Origin of the sequence: Pseudomonas sp. TWRC1-2 (assembly GCF_049896685.1) — a bacterium.
GTDB lineage: Bacteria > Pseudomonadota > Gammaproteobacteria > Pseudomonadales > Pseudomonadaceae > Aquipseudomonas.
Genome location: NZ_JAFCUU010000001.1, coordinates 669,452 through 691,584 on the forward strand (window position 1 = coordinate 669,452; position 22,133 = coordinate 691,584).

Annotated in this window: 16 protein-coding genes and 1 pseudogene; 15 read left to right on the top strand and 2 right to left on the bottom strand. The window is 62.4% G+C overall.

The features are described 5' to 3' along the window. Positions 1-2 precede the first annotated feature (2 nt). The 13 genes from ACP7B3_RS03020 (at position 3) to ACP7B3_RS03080 (ending at position 17,323) form a co-directional block, all read left to right on the top strand. Complete coding sequence (locus ACP7B3_RS03020) at positions 3-956, top strand: D-2-hydroxyacid dehydrogenase family protein (protein WP_369303074.1); 954 nt, start codon at positions 3-5, stop codon at positions 954-956. 508 nt (positions 957-1,464) lie between these two features. Continuing rightward, positions 1,465-3,021, top strand: a complete 1,557-nt coding sequence (gene glgA, locus ACP7B3_RS03025; protein WP_145161041.1) for a glycogen synthase GlgA — start codon at positions 1,465-1,467, stop codon at positions 3,019-3,021. A gap of 19 nt (positions 3,022-3,040) precedes the next feature. After that, positions 3,041-4,786 carry a malto-oligosyltrehalose trehalohydrolase gene (gene treZ / locus ACP7B3_RS03030; RefSeq protein ID WP_426177767.1) on the top strand — a complete coding sequence of 582 codons (1,746 nt, stop codon included), beginning with the start codon at positions 3,041-3,043 and terminating at the stop codon, positions 4,784-4,786. Next, a complete protein-coding gene (malQ, locus tag ACP7B3_RS03035) occupies positions 4,783-6,867 on the top strand; it encodes a 4-alpha-glucanotransferase (protein ID WP_426177769.1) in 2,085 nt (694 codons plus the stop codon). Before treZ ends, malQ begins: the two co-directional genes overlap by 4 nt. Then, positions 6,864-9,620 carry a malto-oligosyltrehalose synthase gene (locus tag ACP7B3_RS03040; protein WP_426177771.1) on the top strand — a complete coding sequence of 919 codons (2,757 nt, stop codon included), beginning with the start codon at positions 6,864-6,866 and terminating at the stop codon, positions 9,618-9,620. The genes malQ and ACP7B3_RS03040 overlap by 4 nt, the downstream gene beginning before the upstream one ends. A gap of 24 nt (positions 9,621-9,644) precedes the next feature. Continuing rightward, complete coding sequence (locus tag ACP7B3_RS03045; protein ID WP_106579064.1) at positions 9,645-9,914, top strand: DUF2934 domain-containing protein; 270 nt, start codon at positions 9,645-9,647, stop codon at positions 9,912-9,914. Positions 9,915-10,047: 133 nt separating this feature from the next. Beyond that, positions 10,048-12,204, top strand: a complete 2,157-nt coding sequence (glgX, locus tag ACP7B3_RS03050) for a glycogen debranching protein GlgX (RefSeq protein WP_145161049.1) — start codon at positions 10,048-10,050, stop codon at positions 12,202-12,204. Between the two features lies 1 nt (position 12,205). After that, the gene (locus ACP7B3_RS03055; RefSeq protein ID WP_145161050.1) at positions 12,206-13,204 is read left to right on the top strand and encodes an acyl-CoA dehydrogenase family protein; all 999 of its coding nucleotides are present in this window, start codon (positions 12,206-12,208) and stop codon (positions 13,202-13,204) included. Next, a complete protein-coding gene (locus ACP7B3_RS03060) occupies positions 13,201-13,959 on the top strand; it encodes a PIG-L deacetylase family protein (RefSeq protein WP_426177774.1) in 759 nt (252 codons plus the stop codon). The genes ACP7B3_RS03055 and ACP7B3_RS03060 overlap by 4 nt, the downstream gene beginning before the upstream one ends. After that, complete coding sequence (locus ACP7B3_RS03065; RefSeq protein ID WP_426177776.1) at positions 13,956-14,555, top strand: SAM-dependent methyltransferase; 600 nt, start codon at positions 13,956-13,958, stop codon at positions 14,553-14,555. The genes ACP7B3_RS03060 and ACP7B3_RS03065 overlap by 4 nt, the downstream gene beginning before the upstream one ends. After that, positions 14,552-15,211, top strand: coding sequence for a glycosyltransferase (locus ACP7B3_RS03070; RefSeq protein ID WP_426177777.1), 660 nt, complete (start codon positions 14,552-14,554; stop codon positions 15,209-15,211). The genes ACP7B3_RS03065 and ACP7B3_RS03070 overlap by 4 nt, the downstream gene beginning before the upstream one ends. A 178-nt stretch (positions 15,212-15,389) precedes the next feature. Then, the gene (locus tag ACP7B3_RS03075) at positions 15,390-16,151 is read left to right on the top strand and encodes a PIG-L deacetylase family protein (protein WP_426177779.1); all 762 of its coding nucleotides are present in this window, start codon (positions 15,390-15,392) and stop codon (positions 16,149-16,151) included. 140 nt (positions 16,152-16,291) lie between these two features. Further along, positions 16,292-17,323: an alpha/beta fold hydrolase gene (locus tag ACP7B3_RS03080; protein ID WP_426177781.1), complete on the top strand. Its 1,032-nt coding sequence runs from the start codon at positions 16,292-16,294 to the stop codon at positions 17,321-17,323. Between the two features lie 153 nt (positions 17,324-17,476). On the opposite strand, the pseudogene ACP7B3_RS03085 reads toward ACP7B3_RS03080, so the two are convergent. Next, positions 17,477-17,728 (bottom strand): annotated as a pseudogene (locus ACP7B3_RS03085) (TOBE domain-containing protein); the annotation flags it as partial. A gap of 208 nt (positions 17,729-17,936) precedes the next feature. On the opposite strand from ACP7B3_RS03085, the gene ACP7B3_RS03090 reads away from it, so the two are divergent. After that, the gene (locus ACP7B3_RS03090) at positions 17,937-20,096 is read left to right on the top strand and encodes a TonB-dependent siderophore receptor (RefSeq protein WP_426177783.1); all 2,160 of its coding nucleotides are present in this window, start codon (positions 17,937-17,939) and stop codon (positions 20,094-20,096) included. 184 nt (positions 20,097-20,280) lie between these two features. Next, positions 20,281-21,774, top strand: a complete 1,494-nt coding sequence (locus ACP7B3_RS03095; RefSeq protein ID WP_426177785.1) for a methyl-accepting chemotaxis protein — start codon at positions 20,281-20,283, stop codon at positions 21,772-21,774. Between the two features lie 2 nt (positions 21,775-21,776). Here the strand turns inward: ACP7B3_RS03095 and ACP7B3_RS03100 are convergent, their stop codons facing one another. Continuing rightward, a complete protein-coding gene (locus ACP7B3_RS03100) occupies positions 21,777-22,103 on the bottom strand; it encodes a helix-turn-helix domain-containing protein (protein WP_242198143.1) in 327 nt (108 codons plus the stop codon). Positions 22,104-22,133: the final 30 nt, after the last annotated feature.

Below are 22,133 nucleotides of genomic sequence, written 5' to 3' on the forward strand. Positions count from 1 at the left end.
GAATGTCGGTACAGATCGCAGTCATTGATGATTGGCAGGATGTAGCCAGTGGCGTGGTGGATTGGTCGGTGCTGCAGTCGGTGGGCCAGGTGCATTTCCTGCACGACTACCCGGCGGACACCGCGTTGATGATTGAGCGCTTGAAGGGGTTTGAAGTGATTTGCGTGATGCGCGAACGCTCGACCTTCGACAAGGCGCTGTTGCAGGGCCTGCCCAGGTTGAAATTGCTGGTGACCGGTGGCATGCGCAACGCGGCCATCGACATCGCGGCGGCCAAGGCCTTGGGAATCCAGGTGTGTGGCACCGACAGCTATAAGCAGGCGGCGCCGGAATTGACCTGGGCACTGATCATGGCCTCGACCCGCAACCTGCTGGTCGAGGCCAATGCGTTGCGCGACGGCGGCTGGCAGGTTGGCCTGGGCGGTGATCTGTACGGCAAGACCCTGGGGATCCTGGGGCTGGGCAGCATTGGTCAGAAGGTCGCGCAATTTGCCCAGGTGTTCGGCATGCGTGTTATCGCCTGGAGTGAAAACCTCACACCAGAACGTGCGGCCGAGTCGGGAGTGACCTGGGTCAGCAAGCGCGAGCTGTTTGAACAGGCCGATATCCTGACGGTGCATCTGGTACTCAGTGATCGCAGCCGCGGCCTGGTGGATGCCCAGGCGCTGGGCTGGATGAAGCCAACCGCACGGCTGGTGAATACGGCACGCGGGCCGATCGTAGACGAACAGGCGCTGGTGCAGGCCTTGTCCACCGGACGCCTGGCCGGGGCGGCGTTGGACGTGTATAGCCAAGAGCCACTACCCGCGGAGCACCCGTTCCGGCGCTTGCCCAATGTATTGGCCACGCCGCATGTGGGTTACGTGAGCGAGCAGAATTACCGGCAGTTCTACCAGCAGATGATCGAGGATATCCAGGCCTGGGCCGGCGGCACGCCCATTCGAGTGCTCGGGTAGCGCACCAATCAGGGGCGTACGCACTGCTCTGGCGAGGTGCGTGCACCCACTGGGGCGCGCGAAGCGACCCTGCGCTTGACTGCAGAACCCCGGGCAGTGTGCGGCTCAACGCGAGCACGTCTTGAGGCCACGCATTCCCCGACAACCCCGACGATCAGCGCAAGCTTTCAACCTTGCATATCGTTAAAAGTTTTTTGTCCTACAAAATTCCCGCATAAACCATACAGGCTCTGGGATCTGGCCTAGACTCATGACCGATGGGTCCGTTCCAAAACAAAAACCCCGCAAAAAATCGAAACTTTCCAACTCTGCCATAGGTCCAGTTTTTAAGGGAGGCGAGTGCACGCGGTTCACGCCAAATGCCCGTCCATCCACTCTTTTTTAGCAATGAGTGCAACTGGCATACGCCTTGCCAGTTTGTACAGTGCTTGTGCGCCTGGCCGCAGGATGCGGTCTTCGGAGCCGATGGCAGCGGGCCATTAGCCAACCAGATATGTCGGAGAGAACTATGATCAGTGCTGCAGTAGAAACTCAGGGAGAGCGTTTTAGTCAGCCGGTAGGGGGGCCAACATCGTTGACCGACCTGCCCAACACTGTGCGGCCGATCGTGAGTCAGAACCCTAATAGAAAGAAAGTCCTGTTTGTCACCTCCGAATTCGCCGACCTGGTGAAAACCGGCGGCCTGGGCGACGTGTCCGCCGCCCTGCCCCGCGCCATGGCGCATCTGCACGACGTGCGTGTGCTGATTCCGGGTTATCCGCAAGTGATGGAAAGCGACAACCCGATCCATATCATCGGCGAACTGGGTGGCCACGCAGCGCTGCCGCCGTGCAAGATCGGGCGCATGGATCTCAAGGATGGCCTGGTCATCTATGTGCTGATCTGCCCCGAGCTGTATGAGCGCGAAGGCACGCCGTACGGCGCCAACAATGGCCGTGACTGGCCGGACAACCACATTCGCTTCGCACGCCTGGGCCTGGCCGCCGCCGACATGGCTGCCAACCTCGCACAGATCCACTGGTGCCCGGACCTGGTGCACGCCCATGACTGGCCCGCTGGCCTGGCTCCGGCTTATATGCACTGGCGTGGTTCGCGTACGCCAACGCTGTTCACCATTCATAACCTCGCCTACCAAGGCGTGGTCAGCCTGGCCTCCACCCCTGAGCTGGGGATCCCGCCGCATGCCCTGCAACAGGAAGGCATGGAGTTCTACGGCAAGATGTCGTTCCTCAAGGCCGGCATGGCGTATTCCAGCCATATCACCACCGTGAGCGCCACGTACGCCCAGGAAATCACCACGCCGGAATTCGGTTGCGGCCTTGATGGCTTCCTGGCGAGCAAGACTCAACAGGGCCTGCTCAGTGGTATCCCCAACGGTATCGATGAAAGCTGGGAGACCTCCACCGACACGCACCTGACCCACAACTTCAACATTGGTGACTGGGAAGGCAAAGCCATCAACGCCGCCCATGTGCGCGAGTTGTTCGGCCTGCACGACTCCACCGGCCCGCTGTTTGCGGTGGTGTCGCGCCTGGTTTACCAAAAAGGCCTGGACCTCACCGAGGCGGTCAGCAGCTTTATCGTCGAGAACGGTGGCCAGATTGCCATCATCGGCCGAGGTGAACCTGAAGAAGAGCACGCCATGCGCGAGCTGGCCCTGCGCTTCCCGGGCCAGGTGGGCGTGCGCATCGGCTTCAACGAAACCGACGCCCGCCGCATGTTCGCCGGCAGTGACTTCCTGTTGATGCCATCGCGCTATGAGCCCTGCGGCCTGAGCCAGATGTACGCCCAGCGCTTCGGCTCGCTGCCGGTGGCACGCAATACCGGCGGCCTGGCCGACACCATTGAAAATGGCGTCACCGGGTTCCTGTTCAATGAGTCCACGGTAGACAGCTACAAGGAAGCGCTGAGCCGCGCCTTCAGGGTATTTGCCAATACCGGCCTGCTCAATGCGATGCGCAGCCGCGCCATGACACAACCGTTCAACTGGTCCCAGGCAGTGGAACCCTACGCCGAACTGTATGAACAGCTTGTGGCTAAAGCACTGGGGAAATCGAACAAATAATCAAGGGAGGGCTTCATAGATGCCGTCACGGAATCTGGAAACCTGGCCCCACGGCGCAATTATGCTGGACGCGCAACACACGCGTTTTGCCCTGTGGGCGCCAGACGCGTTTTATGTCAGCGTTGAATTGGAAGACGGCAAGTCCATCGCCATGTTGCCTCAGGCAGATGGCTGGTTTGAGGTAGAGATAAAGTGCCCGGCGGGCACTCGCTACCGTTACAACATCGACGGCGAAAACGATGTACCCGACCCGGCATCCAGGGCGCAAGCCCAGGATGTTCATGGTTGGAGCGTGGTTGTCGATCCACTCGCCTATCAGTGGCGCCACAGCCAATGGCAAGGCCGCCCATGGCACGAAGCGGTGATCTACGAGCTGCACGTGGGTGCGCTGGGTGGCTACGCCGCCGTACAAGCGCAACTGCCACGCCTGGCTGAACTGGGCGTCACTGCGATTGAATTGATGCCGTTGGCGCAATTTCCCGGCGAACGCAATTGGGGTTACGACGGGGTTCTGCCCTACGCGCCACACTCCTCTTATGGCTCGCCGGAACAGCTCAAGCAATTGATCGACAGCGCCCACGAACACGGCCTGGCGGTGATGCTCGATGTGGTTTACAACCACTTCGGCCCGGACGGCAACTACCTGGGCCAATACGCCAAAGGCTTCTTTCAAGAAGACGTGCACACGCCCTGGGGCGCTGGCATTGATTTTGATCGTCGCGAAGTACGCGACTTCTTCCTCGACAACGCGTTGATGTGGTTGCTCGAATACCGCTTTGACGGCCTGCGCCTGGACGCGGTGCACGCGATCGACAATCCCGATTTTCTCAAGGAGCTGGCCCACCGTGTTCGCCAACAGGTAGACACAGGCCGGCACGTTTGGCTGGTGCTGGAAAACGAGCTGAACCAGGCCAGCCTGTTGAAAAACGATTTCGACGCGCAGTGGAACGATGATTTCCACAACGTGCTGCACGTATTGCTCACCGGCGAAACCGACGCCTATTACAGCGACTTTGCCAAAAACCCTACCGAAAAGCTGGCGCGCTGCCTGGGTGAGGGGTTCATCTATCAGGGCCACACCACCCGCCACGGCCATGAGCGCGGCGAACCCAGTGGGGACTTGCCGCCCAGCGCCTTCGTGGCGTTTTTGCAGAACCATGACCAGATCGGTAACCGCGCACTGGGCGAACGCCTGCATCAGCTGTGCTCGCCGCAGGCGCTCAAGGCAGCCACGACGTTATTGCTGCTGTCGCCGATGATTCCGTTGCTCTTCATGGGTGATGAAGTGAACGCCGAGGAACCGTTCCTGTTTTTCACCGATCACCATGGCGAGCTTGCCGAAGCTGTGCGCGAAGGCCGGCGCAACGAGTTTGCCGATTTTGCCGCATTCAAGGACCCGCAAAGGCGCGAACACATTCCCGACCCGAACGCCCTGCCCACCTTTGTGCAATCAGCGCCCGCCTTCACCGAAAACCAGCACGCTCAGTTCTACCGCCAACTGTTGAGCTTGCGCCACCAGCGGATCGTGCCTCACTTGCCCGGCAGCGTGGCCTTGGGTGCGCAAGTACTGGGGCAAGGCGCCGTCAGCGCGCGCTGGCGCCTGGGCAACGGCAGTGTGTTGCAGATCGACTTGAACCTGGGCGCAGAACCGCTGGATCACCCCGCGCCGCCGCACCTGCTATTTGAAACGCCTGCCGGTGAAGGGGCGCAATTGGCACCCTTCAGCGCACGCGTTGCCCTATCCCCTGTTGGAGAGCACCTTTGAGCGAAGCGAACCTGGAAATACTCGCCAGCCGAGCGGGCCTGGCCGTCGATTGGATCGACGCAAACGGCCGCCCGCAACATGTAAAACCCGGCGCCTTGCGCGCCGTTCTCAAAGGTCTGGGCCACCCGGCCGATACCGATGCCGAAATCAACGCCAGCCTGCTCGAACTCGAACAGGTGCAGCAAGACAAGCACCTGCCGCCGTTGATGACCGTCGACAGCGGCGAAGGCCTCGACCTGGCACGCTACTTTGCCGCAGACACGCCCTGCCGCGTCAGCCTGGAAACCGGCGAAACCCTGGAGCTGCGCCTCGACGGTGATGCCGTGCTGCCAGGCGTCATCGCGCTGGGCTATCACCAGGTGCACATCGACGACCAGACCTTCACCCTGGCCGTGGCGCCCGCCAATTGCTACAGCGTGGCCGAAGCGGTTGACGCCCAACCCGCGCGCGCCTGGGGCCTGAGCGCCCAGCTGTATGCGCTGCGTCGCCTCGGCGACGGCGGTTTTGGCGACACGCAGGCGTTAGAGCACATGGTCCGCGCCGCCGCCGAACGCGGCGCCGATGCCTTGGCGATCAGCCCGATGCACGCGATGTTCAGCGCCGACACCGAGCGCTACAGCCCCTACTCGCCGTCCAGCCGCCTGTTTCTGAACAGCCTGTACGCCTCGCCTGCCTGCATTCTGGGCGAGCGCGAAGTGCGCAATGCCATCGACGCCTGCGGTTTGACCGAAGAACTGCACACGCTGGAACAGCACACCCTGATCGACTGGCCCGCCGCCGCCAAGGCCAAGCAGCGCCTGTTGCGCGCCCTCTATGAAGACTTCCGCCACGGCGGACACCCGCAGCATGCCGATTTCCTGAGCTTTCGCCAGAATGGCGGTGAAGCCCTGGAGAACCATTGCCGTTTCGAAGCCGTGCAGGCCGTTCGCGCCGCCGCGGGTGAGGACCTCGACTGGCGGCACTGGCCCGAAGCCTGGCGCACGCCGCAAAGCCCTGAGCTGGTTAAGTTCGCCGCTGAGCACCGTGACGAAATCGGCTTCTACGCGTTCAGCCAATGGCTGATCGCGCGTTGCCTGGAGCGTGCGCAGCAAGCGGCGCGTGGCAGCGGCATGGGCGTCGGCCTGATCGCCGACCTGGCCGTCGGCGCCGACGGCGGCGGCAGCCAGGCCTGGAGCCGCCAGGATGAATTGCTGGCGAACCTCACCGTGGGCGCGCCGCCCGATATTCTCAACCGCGCCGGTCAAGGTTGGGGCATCTCGGCGTTTTCCCCCGAGGGCCTCAAACGCAATGGCTTCCGCGCCTTTATCGAGATGCTGCGAGCCAACTTCGCCCATGCCGGCGGCCTGCGCATCGACCATGTGATGGGCCTGCAACGCCTGTGGGTGATCCCCATGGATGCCTCCGCGCGCGAGGGTGCGTACCTGTATTACCCGGTGGACGACCTGCTGCGGCTGCTGGCGCTGGAATCCCAACGCCACAAGGCGATTGTGCTGGGTGAAGACCTCGGCACCGTGCCCGACGGCCTGCGCGAAAAACTCAGCGCGCGTTCGATTCTGGGCATGCGCGTGCTGCTGTTCGAACAAAATCACGATGGCCAGTTCAGGCCGATCCTCGACTGGCCGGACAACGCCTTGGCAACCACCAGCACTCACGACTTGCCGACCCTCAACGGCTGGTGGCACAGCCGCGACATCGAGTGGAATATCCAGCTCGGCCTGATCGACGCCCCGACGGTGGAGCAATGGAGCGAACACCGCCTGCACGAACGTCAAGCACTGCGCCAGGCCTTGAGCCAGGACCCGCAGAACTTTGTCGATGAAATTCGCAACGACACCGACCACATGATCGACGCCAGCGTGCGCTACCTCGGCCATACCCGTGCGCCCCTGGTATTGCTGCCGCTGGAAGACGCGCTGGGCATCGAAGAACAAGCCAACTTGCCCGGCACCACCGACACCCATCCCAATTGGCGCCGTCGCCTGCCGGGCGAAGCCGCCAGTCTGCTCGACAACGCCGGCGCTGCCCGCCGCCTCGAACTGCTGGCCGTTGCGCGTAACCAAGCCTATGAGCGTGACCGATGAAAGCACTGCCCCTGCGCGCTACCCAGCGCCTGCAATTCCATAAAGGTTTTACCCTGGACGACGCGGTGCCTCTGGTGCCGTACTTCGCCCAGCTAGGCATCAGCCATTTGTACGCCTCACCGATACTCAGTGCCCGCGCCGGCTCCATGCACGGCTACGACGTGGTCGACCCGACGACCGTCAACCCCGAACTGGGCGGCGAGCCGGCCTTGCGCCGCCTGGTTGCTGCGCTGCGTGAACACCAGATGGGTCTGATCCTCGATATCGTCTCCAACCATATGGCCGTGGGTGGCGCGGACAACCCGTGGTGGCTGGACCTGCTCGAATGGGGACGCCTGAGCCCCTACAGCGAATTCTTCGATATTCAGTGGCACTCGCCAGACCCGTTGCTCAAAGGCCAACTGCTGATGCCGTTCTTGGGCAGCGACTACGGCGAGGCCCTGCAAACCGGCACGCTGACGCTGCATTTCGACGCCGAGCATGGGGCCTTTTACGTCGAGCATTACGAACACCGCTTCCCGATCTGCCCGCGCGACTACGCATTGATCCTCGGCGCCGACGAGCCGCTCCGGCCGCTGGCCGAGCGTTTCAGCGCGCTGGCCTGTCAGGATGATGCCTACCACGAAGCCGCCTGGCTCAAGCAGGCGCTGGCCGAACGCGCGACCGAAAGCGACGTGCGCCAGGCCATCGAGCAACGTCTGGGCGAGTTCGACGCGCGCCAGCCCGAGGGTTTCAATCGTCTGCATCAATTGCTCGAAGAACAAGTCTACCGGCTCGCCAGCTGGCGCACGGCGGCGGACGATATCAACTGGCGGCGCTTCTTTGATGTCAACGAGTTGGGCGGCTTGCGCGTCGAACGCAAGGCGGTGTTCGAGGCCACCCACGGCAAGATCTTCGAGCTGATCAGCGAAGGCCTGATCGATGGCTTGCGCATCGACCATATCGACGGCCTGGCCGACCCACGCGGTTACTGCCGTAAGCTGCGGCGTCGGGTTGATTCACTGGCGCCCGAACGGCACTTGCCGATCTTCGTGGAAAAAATCCTCGGTGAAGGCGAAACCCTGCGCGAAGACTGGAACGTGGACGGCACCACCGGCTACGAATTCATGAACCAGCTGTCGTTGCTGCAGCACGATCCTCAAGGCTTCGAGCCGCTTGCCGAGTTGTGGACCCGCCACAGCGGACGGCCAGCGGCGTTTATCGAAGAAGCCTGGCTGGCGCGCCAGCAGATCCTGAATGGCTCGCTGGCCGGTGACTTCGAAAGCGTGGCCCAGGCCCTGCTGCAAGTGGCCCGTGACGATGTGATGACCCGCGACCTGACCCTGGGCGCGATCCGCCGCGCCTTGCAGGAACTGATCGTGCACTTCCCGGTGTACCGCACTTACATCAGCGCCCGTGGCCGCAGCGAAAACGATGACGTGTTTTTCCTGCAAGCCCTGGCCGGTGCCCGCAGCACCTTGAGCGAAGGCGACTGGCCGGTGCTCGACCACCTGGAAAAATGGCTGGGCGGCCAGCCGTGGCGCCATCGCCCGATCGGGCGTGAGCGCAAGATACTCAAGCATGCCTGTGTGCGCTTCCAGCAACTGACCTCTCCGGCCGCGGCCAAGGCCGTGGAAGACACCGCGTTCTATCGCTCGGCAGTACTGCTGTCGCGCAATGACGTGGGTTTCAGCACCGAGCAGTTCAGTGCGCCGGTGGCGGCGTTTCATACCGTCAACCAACAGCGCTTGCAGACCTTTCCCGACAACCTGCTGGCCACCGCCACCCACGACCACAAGCGCGGCGAAGATACCCGCGCACGCCTGGCGGTATTGAGTGAATGCGCGCCGTGGTACGTCGAACAGGTCGAGCACTGGCGCACCCTCGCCGCCCCCTTGCGCGAGGATGCCAATAGCCCGTCGGCCGGCGATGAGCTGATCCTGTATCAAGTATTGCTGGGCAGTTGGCCGCTGGACCTGCACCTCGACGTCGAAAACTACCAGCAGCGCCTCTGGCAATGGCAGCAAAAGGCCCTGCGCGAAGCCAAGTTGCAAAGCAGCTGGAGCGCGCCGAACGAGGCCTATGAACAAGGCGTCGAGGCGTTTCTCTCGCGCTTGTTGCTCAGCGAGGCCGGCAGCGCGTTGCGCACCGCCCTGGGCAATGCCGCTCACGCGATTGCCGCGGCGGGCGCAATCAACAGCCTGGCGCAATCCTTGCTTCGGATCACCGTGCCGGGTGTGCCGGACTTGTATCAGGGCGATGAGTTCTGGGACTTCAGCCTGGTGGACCCGGACAACCGTCGTCCGGTGGACTTCAGCGCACGGCAACAAGCGCTGAACACACCGCCGGACATCCCTGAACTGTTGTCCAACTGGCGCGACGGGCGCGTCAAGCAAGCGCTGATTGCCCAAGTGCTGGCGTTGCGCAAGGCGCACCCCGAGATCTTCCGCAGCGGCCGCTACACACCGCTGGAGGTCACCGGCACGCACGCAGAACACGTGGTCGCATTCTGTCGCGAACATGAAGGCAAACGCCTGCTGGTGGTGGTGCCGCGCTGGCCTCATCGCCTGCTGGAAAACGGTGAGCGGCCCCACATCAACGCGCAGGTTTGGGGCGATACGCGGGTGAAATTACCGTTCGCCGCGACAACGCAAAACTGGAAGGGACTTTTTCATACAGGCGCAGTCACACCAAACAAGGAGCTGTTGATCAGCGCTGCCCTGGGGGATTTCCCGGTCAATGTCTTTATCAATCCTGATGATCAAGAAAGCTGAAACTTTTCTGTGAGGAGCATTGTGATGAGTACTGAAGACAAACGTATTCGCGAGTTGGCGCATCAGATCTGGGAATCCGAGGGCAAGCCCCACGGAGAGGACACCCGCCACTGGGAGATGGCGCGCAAGCTGGCCGAAGCCGAAGCGCTGACGCCGAGTAAGCCCAAGGCCGCTGCCAAGCCGAAAACCGCGCCCAAGCCTGCGCCCAAAGCCAAGCCACCAGCACCGGCGGCGAGCAAACCGGCGCCGCCTGCGGCGAAAAAGCCCGCAGCGCCGAAAAAACCCAAGCCTTAAGCGTCACGACCTTACGGGCCTCCTCCCGGCGCTGCCGGCAGGAGGTTCCCTTTTGAATATCCACTGCGTCAGCTGAACGATCGCCAGCACGGTCGCGCTCGGCCCGAAAAAAGACCCTTGCAGGAGCAACTCAATGAGCAAACCAGATAAAAACCAACCGACGCCGGAAAACGAGCCGTCGCGGATTCGTGAAGGTTTGCCCTTCCCCCTCGGCGCCACCTGGGACGGCCTGGGCGTCAACTTTGCGCTGTTCTCGGCCAACGCCACCAAAGTTGAACTGTGCCTGTTTGACGACACCGGCGAAGTTGAGCTGGAACGTATCGAACTGCCCGAATACACCGACGAAACCTTCCACGGTTACCTGCCCGACGCCCACCCTGGGCTGATTTACGGCTACCGCGTATACGGTGCATATGACCCGGCCAATGGTCACCGCTTCAACCACAACAAATTGCTGATCGACCCCTATGCCAAACAGCTGGTGGGCGAACTCAAATGGTCCGAGGCGTTGTTCGGCTACACCATCGGCCACCCCGACGACGACCTCAGTTTCGACGAACGCGACAGCGCGCCCTTCGTGCCCAAGTGCAAGGTCATCGACCCGGCGCACACCTGGGGCAACGACCAGCCGGTGCGGGTGCCATGGGACCGCACGATCATTTATGAAACCCACCTGCGCGGCATCAGCATGCGCCATCCTTCGGTTGGCGAGTCGGTGCGCGGCACCTGCGCCGGGCTGATGGAAGATGATGTGCTCAAGCACATCCGCCAGCTGGGTGTGTCGTCGGTGGAATTGCTGCCCGTGCACGCATTCGTCAACGACCAGCACTTGCTGCAAAAAGGCATGACCAACTATTGGGGCTACAACAGCATCGCCTTCTTCGCCCCGGACCCGCGCTACTTGGCCAGCGGCAAGATCGCCGAATTCAAGGAAATGGTCGCGCACCTGCACGAAGCCAAGCTGGAAGTGATCCTCGATGTGGTCTACAACCACACCGCCGAAGGCAACGAGCGTGGCCCGACCCTGTCCATGCGCGGCATCGACAACGCCTCCTACTATCGCCTGATGCCTGACGACAAGCGCTTCTACATCAACGATTCCGGCACCGGCAACACCTTGGACCTGAGCCACCCGTGCGTGCTGCAAATGGTCACCGACTCCTTGCGTTACTGGGCCACCGAGATGCATGTGGACGGTTTCCGCTTTGACCTGGCGACCATTCTGGGCCGTTACCGCGATGGCTTCGACGAACGCCACAGCTTCCTCGTGGCCTGCCGCCAGGACCCGGTGCTGCGCCAGGTGAAAATGATCGCCGAACCTTGGGACTGCGGCCCCGGTGGCTACCAAGTGGGCAAATTCCCACCGGGCTGGGTGGAATGGAACGACCGTTTCCGCGACACCGTGCGCGCGTTCTGGAAAGGCGACGACGGCCAGTTGGCAGACTTCGCTGCACGCATGACGGCGTCCGGCGAGATGTTCAACCAGCGTGGTCGACGCCCGTACAGCTCGGTGAACTTCATCACCGCCCACGACGGCTTCACCTTGCACGACCTGGTGTCGTACAACGACAAGCACAACGAAGCCAACGACGAAAATAACCAGGACGGCAGCAACAACAACCTGTCCTGGAACCATGGCGTCGAAGGGCCTACCGAAGACCCGGAAATCAACGCGCTGCGCCTGCGCCAGATGCGCAACTTTTTTGCCACCCTGCTCTTGGCCCAAGGCACACCGATGCTGGTGGCCGGTGACGAATTCGCTCGCACCCAGCACGGCAACAACAATGCCTACTGCCAGGACAGCGAGATCGGCTGGGTCAACTGGGAGCTGGACGACGACGGCAAGGCGCTGCTCAAGTTTGTAAAACGCCTGATCAAGCTGCGCCTGGCGTATCCGATCCTGCGCCGTGGACGCTTCCTGGTGGGTGACTACAACGAAGACATCGGGGTGAAGGATGTCACCTGGCTGGCGCCGGATGGCAACGAAATGACCACCGAACAGTGGCAAGACAGCCATGGCCGCTGCCTGGGCATGCTGATGGATGGCCGCGCCCAGGAAACCGGGATTCGCCGCCCGGGTGGCGATGCGACCTTGCTGCTGGTGGTCAACGCCCACCACGACATGGTCAATTTCCGCCTGCCACCGGTGCCGGAAGGCGAATTCTGGACCTGCATGCTCGACACCAATGAGCCGGCGGTGCGCGGCCAGGAGCGCTTTGATTTCGAGCACGAGTACGCGGTCACCGGCCGCTCGCTGTTGCTGTTTGAACTGCAGCACGACGAGGTGTGAAATGGCGTTGCATGGATTCCTTCAAAGCTACCGGGGCTATGCGGACACGCACGCTTTGGGCCAAGCCCTGAAGGCACTTCAGGAAGAAGGCCTGGACCAGCTGCCGTTACCCGGCAGTGGCCAGACGCTGGAGCGATTCAGTCGTCTGGCCCAGGTGGCGGGCCACGATCTGCGCCTGTGCAAATTGTTCGAAGGCCACACCGACGCCCTGGCGATCATCGCCGAACTCGACAGCCCCCTGCCGCCTTTGGGCAGCTTGTGGGGCATGTGGGCGGCCGAACCGCCGACAGCCAAGGTGCGCGTGCACCGTGATGGCCATCGGTTGATCGTCGAGGGGCGCAAGGCCTGGTGTTCCGGGGCGGCGGTGGTCAGTCATGGCTTGCTGACCGCCTGGGACGACGAAGACCGTCAGCAACTGGTTGCCGTGGACATGGATCAGCCCGGCATTACCGTCACCAATGAAGGCTGGAACGCCGTGGGCATGGCCGCCACTGGCAGCGTCGAGATTGTGTTCGACGGGGCCAAGGGTATTGCCGTCGGCGGGCCGGGTGATTACCTGTCCCGCCCTGGCTTCTGGCAAGGCGGGATTGGTATTGCCGCCTGCTGGTACGGCGGCGCGCAACGCCTGGCCGAGGTGTTGCGCGAGCAATGCAGCAAGCGCCCCGAGCCCCATGCCCTCGCCCACCTGGGCGCAGTGGACAGCGTGCTCAACAGTGCGGCCTGTGTGTTGCGTGACAGTGCAGAACAGGTTGACCGCGCGCCACGGGCGGATGCACGGCTGCTGGCGCAGCAGGTGCGCGCCTGCATCGAAGATACCGTCGAGCAGGTCATCCACCATGTGGGCCGTGCGGCAGGTGCCGGGCCTTATTGCAAAGACCCGCACTTTGCCCAGTTGATGGCCGACCTGCCGGTGTACGTGCGCCAGAGCCATGCGGAACGCGACCTGGCGGCGTTGGGCGAACAGGTGGCTGAGCAGCCCACAGGGAGGTGGCAGTTATGAAACCCAACCCAATCGTAGGCCAGGGCACGCCACTGCATCAGTGGCAAGCCTCGTCGCACATGGCCGAACTGCCGCACATCAGCGTCGAACAGTTGGTACCCGAAGGGCATCGGGCAGTCATTATTGCCCCGCATCCGGACGATGAAGTGCTCGGTTGCGGTGGCCTGCTGCAAGGCCTGGCGGCCATCGGCCGGCCAATTCAGCTGATTTCGGTGACCGATGGCAGCGCCAGCCATCCGGGCTCTCAGCGCTGGCCGGTGGAGCGCCTGAGTGTGGTGCGCCCGCAGGAATCAGCCCAAGCATTGCACCGCCTGGGTTTGCCGTTGCACAGCCTCAAATGGCTGCGCGCAGGGTTCAGCGACAGTCAGGTGGCGGCGCAGGAAGCACAGCTGAGCGCGTTCATTCAACGCTACCTCAAACCCACGGACGTGGTCTTCACTACGTGGCGCGAAGATGGGCATTGCGACCATGAGGCCGTCGGCCGCGCCAGTGCAAAGGCCGCGCATGCGGTCGGCGCGACCCTGTATGAATTGCCGGTATGGACCTGGCACTGGGCAACCCCCGAAGACAGCCAGGTGCCCTGGCACCGCGCGCGCAAAATCCTGCTGACGCCCGAAACGGTGGCGCGTAAGCGTCATGCCATCCACGCGTTTGCCAGCCAGCTGGAGGGCGACCCGCAGATCGGCCTGCCGCCTGTGCTTGCGCCTTATGTGGTGGAACGCCTGCTGCAGCCTTTTGAAGTGGTGTTTGTATGAGCGTGGCCACGCCGTATTTCGACCAACTGTTCGCCGGCAATGACGACCCTTGGGCATTTCGCCAACGCTGGTACGAGCAGCGCAAACGCGCGCTGACCCTGGCGGCACTGACCCGCCCGCGTTATGCGTCGATATTCGAACCCGGTTGCGCCAACGGCGAGCTGAGCGCCGAACTGGCGCCGCGCTGTGACCGCCTGGTGTGTTGTGACACGGCCAGTGCCGCAGTGGCATTGGCGAAAACCCGGTTGCTGGGGTTCCCCCATGCCGAGGTGCAGCAAAGTCGTTTGCCGGAACAGTGGCCGACCGGCTCGTTCGAACTGATCGTGTTGAGCGAGCTGTGCTACTACCTGGATGCCGATGATTTGCACCGCCTGGTTGACTGCGCCCTTGGCGCCTTGACCGAAGATGGGCAACTGCTTGCCTGTCACTGGCGCCCCCGCATTGAAGGTTGCCCGCAGACCGCTGAACAGGTGCATGCCCTGCTGCAGCAACGGCTGGGTATGCCGCCGGTGGTGCAGCATCACGAAAGTGATTTCCTGCTCGACCTGTGGAGCCGCGACGGCACCTCGGTCGCGACTCTGGAGGGGCTGCGATGATCGGCGTTCTGATCCCGGTGCATAACGAAGAAGCGCTGCTGGGCGAATGCCTGAAGGCCGCCTTGGTTGCTGCCCGCCATCCGGGGCTGCTCGGCGAAGCGGTTCAGATCCTCACCGTGCTCGACAGCTGCAACGATGGCAGTGCGGCAATCGTGCAAGCCTATGCGGTGCACAGCCTGCACGTGCAGGCGCGCAATGTCGGGCAAGTGCGCGGTGTGGGTGCGCGGCACTTGCTGAATCAAGGTGCACGCTGGATTTCGTGCACGGACGCCGACAGCCGCGTCGCCCCTGACTGGCTGGTGGCGCAATTGGCGCTGGGTGTCGACGCGGTGTGCGGCACCGTGACCGTGGACGCCTGGAGTGAAGGCTTCGACCCCGCGGCGAAAATTCGCTACACCCAGGCCTACCAGGCCCGAGACGGCCATCGCCATGTTCACGGCGCCAATCTGGGCGTGAGTGCTGGCGCCTATGTGCAGGCCGGCGGGTTCGAACCCCTGGCGTGCCACGAAGATGTGCAACTGGTGCGCAATCTGGAGCGTTGCGGCGCGTCAATCGCCTGGAGTCACACGCCACAGGTGATTACCAGTGGCCGGCTCGACTGCCGCGCCCAAGGCGGGTTTGGTGACTATTTGAAGAGCCTCATGCAGACCAGCTGAAAAAATCAACATTTCACGATGTAAAACCCATGAATCCTTGACTATGCTGATAGCGCCTTGCCGGTATTCCAGGGTTGGAGTACCGCGCATCACCGCAGCGGAGTCTGCGGCGAACAAAAAGAGCGTCGTCCCGTCAACGGGGTACGGCCCAGCATCAATCGACAAGGATGTGACACCCATGAAGCCTGCCTCCTTAAGCGAGGGCCGCCGCGGTCCCGCGCAAATCTGGAACAGCGCGCCACAGTTGGCGCAAATTCCCGCTATCTCTCCTTCTTCGCTGGTGCCGCCCGGTGCACGCGTGGTGGTGATTGCTCCGCACCCTGGCGATGAAGTGCTGGCGTGTGGAGGGCTGCTGCAACTGTTCAGTACTCTGGAGCACCCGCTGCTGCTGATCTCGATCACCGATGGCAGCGCCAGCCATCCGGGATCTCACGCATGGCCGGCGAGCCGCCTGAGTGTGATTCGCCCCCAGGAAAGCGCCGAGGCGTTGCGCCGGTTGGGCATGCCGCTGCACAGCTTGAAGTGGATTCGCGGCGGTTTTCGTGACGACGCCCTGGCGAGCAGTGAACAGCCGATGAGCCAGTTCATTGCGCGTTACCTGCAGCCGGGCGACGTGGTCTTCACCACGTGGCGCAACGACGGCAATGACGACCACGACGCCGTCGGCCGTGCCAGCGCCAAGGCCTGCAGCCTGATCGGAGCGCGGCTTTATGAACTGCCCATCTGGGCCTGGCACAGTCCGGCGCGTGAAGCGGCGATGATGCCTTGGCAGCGGGCGCATAAGGTGCGTCTGGACAGCTGGAGCGTCGCGCGCAAACTTCACGCCGCTCATGCCTACGCCAGCCAATTGGTCGGCGACCCGGCCATCGGGCTCGCGCCGATGCTCGCCCAGGAACTGCTGGAGCGCATGCGCGAGCCGTATGAGATCGTGTTCGCGTAGCGCGGGCGGATATGTATCGCAGTGTGTACAGCAGGCGTGGCGATACACAGCGTTTAACCCGAGACCGTTCCTGAAATATGCGCGATACAGCGCAGCGGTCAACTGAGTGTCAGGCACCCATCAGCCGCAGGAGGCTCGCCTTGCACACTCTGTTGACCCGTCGCTCCAAACACCGTCCGCTTTTTCTGGCATTGGCCTTGTTGCCATTCGGCGCCCTGGGCGTGGCGCACGCTGAAATGCCCGAGCCGTCAACGCCGGCCAGCCATGACCAGTCCGCCTTCGGCGCGCTCAAGCACGTCAAGGCCGGGGTGCTCGATGTGGCCTACGCCGACATTGGCCCGGGCAACGGTCAGGTGGTGATCCTGCTGCACGGCTGGCCCTACGACATCGACAGTTACGCCAACGTCGCGCCGCGGCTGGCGGCCAAAGGCTACCGCGTGTTGATCCCGTATGCCCGCGGCTATGGCGCCACGCGTTTCGTGTCGGATAAAACCCTGCGCAACGGTGAACCGGCGGCGTTGGCACAGGACGTGATCGACTTCATGGACGCGCTGAAGATCAAGCAGGCGGTACTCGGTGGGTACGACTGGGGCGCGCGCTCGGCGGATATCGTCTCGGCGCTGTGGCCGGAGCGGGTCAAGGCATTGGTGTCTGTCAGCGGCTACCTGATCGGCAACCAGGCTGCCGGCCAGCAACCGCTGCCGCCCAAGGCGGAATTGCAGTGGTGGTACCAGTTCTACTTCGCCACCGAGCGCGGCGCCGCCGGCTACCAGAAAAACACCCACGAATTTGCCAGGCTGATCTGGCAAACCGCTTCGCCGAAGTGGACCTTTGACGAGGCCACGTTCGCACGCAGCGCCAAAGGCCTGGATAACCCTGATCACGTCGCTATTACCGTTTTCAACTACCGTTGGCGCCTGGGTTTGGTGCAAGGCGAGGCGCAATACGACGCGCTGGAACAGCGACTGGCCCAGTCGCCCACCATCGGCGTGCCGACCATCACCCTCGAAGGCGACGCCAACGGCGCACCGCACACGCAACCCGAGGACTACGCCAAGCGCTTCACCGGCAAGTACGAATTTCGCCTGATCAATGGCGGAATCGGCCACAACCTGCCGCAGGAAGCCCCGGCAGCGTTCGCCAAGGCCGTGTTCGACGCCGATCACCTGTGACCTTATTGCGACGACCTGGCGCGGGTACCGACCTTGGGCGGGGCGTGTTTTTGCTGCTCAGCGCGCGGCTGTAGGGGAAAGGCACTCTCTGGCTTGAACAGTGTTGCCAATTGAACACGGTGGTCCGAATGGACTCGGGCCACCGTGTGTTGATCAGGCCGGCACGCCGAGAATGGCGTGCGAGGCCTTGATCACCGCTGTCGCGATGACGCCTGGCGCCAAACCCAACTCCCCACCGCGTCGCGGGTGACGATGGCGTAAACCTTCGAACCACCGGCCAATTCGAGCACCACTTCGGCGTTCACCGCACCGTCGTTGACGCTCAGTACCGTGCCTTCCAGGCAGTTGCGCGCCAGTCATCAACATGACCCACGGCGCCTTGATCAGTGCCACGGCAACAACTCCAGTGTCCCGTCTGCCGGCGTTGTGCACCTGTATTGGCTACCTGTTGTCGCCCGAGCTGGCGACAAGCCTGAATCGACAATGTGAAAAATTTGTTAAGCATTTAACGTCAAAGGCTTTTTTGCTCGGATCCAATCTGACACACTGATGCGAATAATTATCATCATCTTTGTTATTCGCTAGGGACGGCACTTTCGGGAGAGTCGGTTTCATGTCTGTGCAACAACACGGCGGTAAAGGTTTTTCACCCAATTTGATCGCGATGGCCATCTGTATTGCCAGCTCACAAGCGGCCTTCGCCGCCGACACGCAGCCGCCAGCCGACGTCGTCGAGTTGGGTGCAACGCAGATCAACACCGAGCAGCAACTCGGCGCGACCACCGAAGGCAGCCCGTCCTACACCACCGGCTCGATGGCCACGGCAACCAAACTTCCACTGACGATGCGCGAAACCCCACAGGCCGTCACCGTCATCACGCGACAGCGTATGGATGACCAGGCGATGACCAGCATCAACGACGTGGTCAAGGCCACGCCCGGGTTGTTCCTGAATTTCTCCAACGGCCCTGGCCGGCAGTCGTACACCTCGCGCGGTTTCGACATCGACAACCTGATGTATGACGGTATTCCCAGCGGCTACAACGGGGTCACGGTCGGCGCCCAGCCGAACCTGGCCATGTTCGACCGCGTCGAGGTAGTGCGCGGCGCAACAGGTCTGGTCACCGGTGCCGGCAACCCTTCAGCCGCCATCAACCTGATCCGCAAGCGACCGCTGGACGAGCAGAAAGTCACCCTCACCGGCGCCGCCGGCAGCTGGGACAATTACCGTGGCGAGCTGGACGCTTCCAGCCCGCTCAACGACAGCGGCACATTGCGCGGCCGGGTGGTCACTTCTTACGGTGATGCCAACAGTTTCATCGATAAAGTCCAGGAAGATCACGGCCTGTTCTACGCCGTCACCGAAGCGGATTTGAGCGAAGACACCACCCTGACCCTGGGTTTCTCCAACCAGAAGGACAAGACCAACTACTTCTGGGGATCGGCGATGGTCGGTCAGGACGGCCATCACCTGGACCTGCCGCGCTCCTACAACCCCGGCACCCGCTGGGAGAACAAGGACCAGGAAATCAACACGGTGTTCGCCGAGCTGCGTCAGCGCCTGGCCAACGACTGGAGCCTTCAAGTCAACGCCAACTACGCCGAACAGAACGCGTTGTTTTCAGGCTCTTACCAGTCGCGCTGGGTCAACAACACCCCAGCCCGCACGGTCTACCAGGCGGCCTACGATGAAAACCAGGCCGGCATCGACGCCTTTGCCAGCGGCCCTTTCCAGGCGTTCGGGCGTACCCATGAACTGGTGGTGGGCGCCAGCAAGCGCATCTACGACCTGACCACCCACAGCTACAGCCCGTACGACACCAACTGGCCACTCACCGCCGGCAAGCCGGACTTTGTGCACACCGACAACCAGCGCGAAGTCACCACTCAGGATGGCGTCTACGTCACCACGCGCCTGAGCCTGGCCGACCCGTTAAAGCTGATCCTCGGCGGGCGCCTTGACTGGTATGACTACGACAACCGTGACGGCGACGGTGACTATCATGTCACCCGCAACCTCACCCGCTACGCAGGTTTGATCTATGAGCTGGACGACCATCACTCGGTCTACGTCAGCTACAGCGACATCTTCACGCCGCAAAGTGAAAAGGACACGTCCGGTAAGCCGGTCAAGCCGATTGTCGGCAAGAACTACGAGGTCGGCATCAAGGGCGAATACCTGGGCGGCGCGCTGAATGCGAGCCTGGCGCTGTTCCGCGTCGACCAGGAAAACCGGGCGGTGCAAGTGTTCGTGCCAAACTGCCCGCAGGCCTCCTGCAACGAAGCCTCCGGCGAAATTCGCAGCGAGGGTATCGACGTCGAACTGCAAGGCGCGTTAACCGAGAATTGGCAGGTTGGCGGTGGCTACACCTACGCCCGTACGCACACCATCAAGGACGAGGCCAACCCGCAGAAGGTCAACAAGCAGTACGACACCGACACGCCAGAACAGCTGTTCAAACTGACCACGCGCTACAACCTTCAGGGCCCGCTGGAAAAATTCCGCGTGGGCGGCAACGTCTCCTGGCAGAGCCGCATGTACAACGACCTTGCCCTCGCGGACGGCAGTAAATACCGGCTCAAACAGGGCAGCTATGCGGTCACCGACCTGATGGCCGGCTACCAGGTCAACCAGCACCTGGACCTGCAGCTCAACGCCAACAACATCTTCGACCGTCGCTACTACTCGACCATCGCCAACTCGGTGAGCTACGGCGGTGACGCGTACGGCAACCCACGCAACATGATGCTGACCGCCAAGTACACCTTCTGATCATCATCGCAGCCTCGGCTATCCGTTCGGGTAGCCGTTCTTAAAGTCCCGTTCAAGGATGCCGATAACGTTCTGGCATCCCTGAATCAAAAAGCACACGAATACCTGCTTCACTCCACCGGCGGCCCGTCGTGGCACGCCGCATGCTTGCCTATTACCCGCCGAACACATGGAGTAAGAGTGAATGCCCACCCGCCCGCGTTTTCTAGAGCACTACCGCAAGGCCGATCGCATCATGCTGGCGTTGGTCTGGCTGATGTTTCTGTTCTCACTCGGGCTGGCGTTCTGGCACGACACCTGGCTTCAGGCATTGACCGTGGGCGCAGGCACCAGTGTGGTGCTGACGGTGCTCTATCGCGCCCTCGGCGGGACACGTTTGATGCGCTGCCTGCTGGGCGCCGGCTTGATGGTAATGGCCGCCCTGCACATCAACCAGGCGCAAGGCGTGATCGAATCACACTTCGGCATTTTCGCGTTGCTGGCGGTGCTGACGTTCTACCGCGACTGGCTGCCGATCCTGGTCGCGGCGGCAACGATCGCCGTGCATCACGTGGTCTTCCACGCCTTGCAACATCAAGGCTTCCCGGTGTTTGTGATGGAACACCACGGCGGCTGGAGCATGGTGTTCGTCCACGCCTTTTACGTGGTGATGGAGACCGTCGCCCTGCTCTACCTGGCCATTCACAGCCAGCGTGAGGCGGTCGAAAGCCAGGAAATGCTCGAGAAAATGCTCGCCGTGACCACCCAGCTCACCGTCGAAACCGCCCAAGGTGAAGGCAAAGTGCACGTTTCCCTGGCCAAGCGCTTCGACCACTTCCTGCAGCAAATCACCCACCTGATCGACGGAGTGACCCGCGACTCCCAGGGCCTTGGCCAACTCGGCCAGGAACTGGCCAGTGCCAGCGGCACCCTGGAAAAAGGCGCACGCCATCAGTTGGCAGAAATCACCCAGATGACCGGCTCGATGCAGCGCATGGAAGACGCCATGGGCCACATCACCGTGCACGTTGAACAGGCTGTCGAGCACGCCGGCCAAGCCAGCCAACAAATCGTGCGCGGCCAGGAAAGCGTCGGCCGCGCCCAGCATGAGATCACCCAACTGGCTTCACGCATTCACGGCACCCACTCCACCGTGCAAGACCTCGCGGCGCAAGCCGAGCAGATCGGCTCGGTGCTCGAAGTGATCAGCAGCATCGCCAACCAGACCAACCTGCTCGCGCTCAACGCCGCCATCGAAGCTGCGCGCGCTGGCGAGCAAGGCCGAGGGTTTGCCGTGGTCGCCGATGAAGTACGCAGCCTGGCTCAGCGCACGGCGGTGTCCACCCAGGAAATCAAACAGATCATCGAAGGCTTGCAACACGGCAGCCGTCAGGCCGTTGAGGCAATGCATGACAGCCAGCAAGGCGTAGAGCGTTGCGTACAAGACAGCCAGTTGGCGGTACAGATGCTGCAAGCGGTAGGCGCCGATATCGCGCGCATCGACGCACTGAATGGGCGAATTGTGAGCACCACGCGCGAGCAGTCCACGGCCAACCTGGAGATTGTCGGGCGCTTGCAAGCGGTGCAGAGCATTGCGCAAAGCACCGCGGATGATGTGGAGACGCTGGCCCGCAGCAGTGAACGGTTACCGCCGATTGCGGTACGCCTGGATGCCCTGGGGCGCAGGTTTCATCAATGAAGTCATGAGTCTCGGGACAATGAGGAGGTGATCTGAGCAATCGCCCCCTGATCCGCCTCGTGCAGCGTGCGGTACTGATTGACGACTTCGGTTTCTTCCACCGTGAGGTCATCCGCGCTCATGTGCGAACGCTCGCCGCTCAGCACATACAGCACATCGACCCCTCTGCGACGGATCGCCATCAGATAGTCCGATTTGGGCAGCCTCTCGCCCCGTTCATAGTGGCCCTGTGCGTTTTCGGCCACACCCCCTATCACACCAAAATCGTGCTGGGAGAGTAAAAGCCTTTTGCGCTCTTCCTTTAAGCGCCCGCCTAAACTGCTGTCCATGTTGAATGCCTGCCATGAGGGTATAAACCA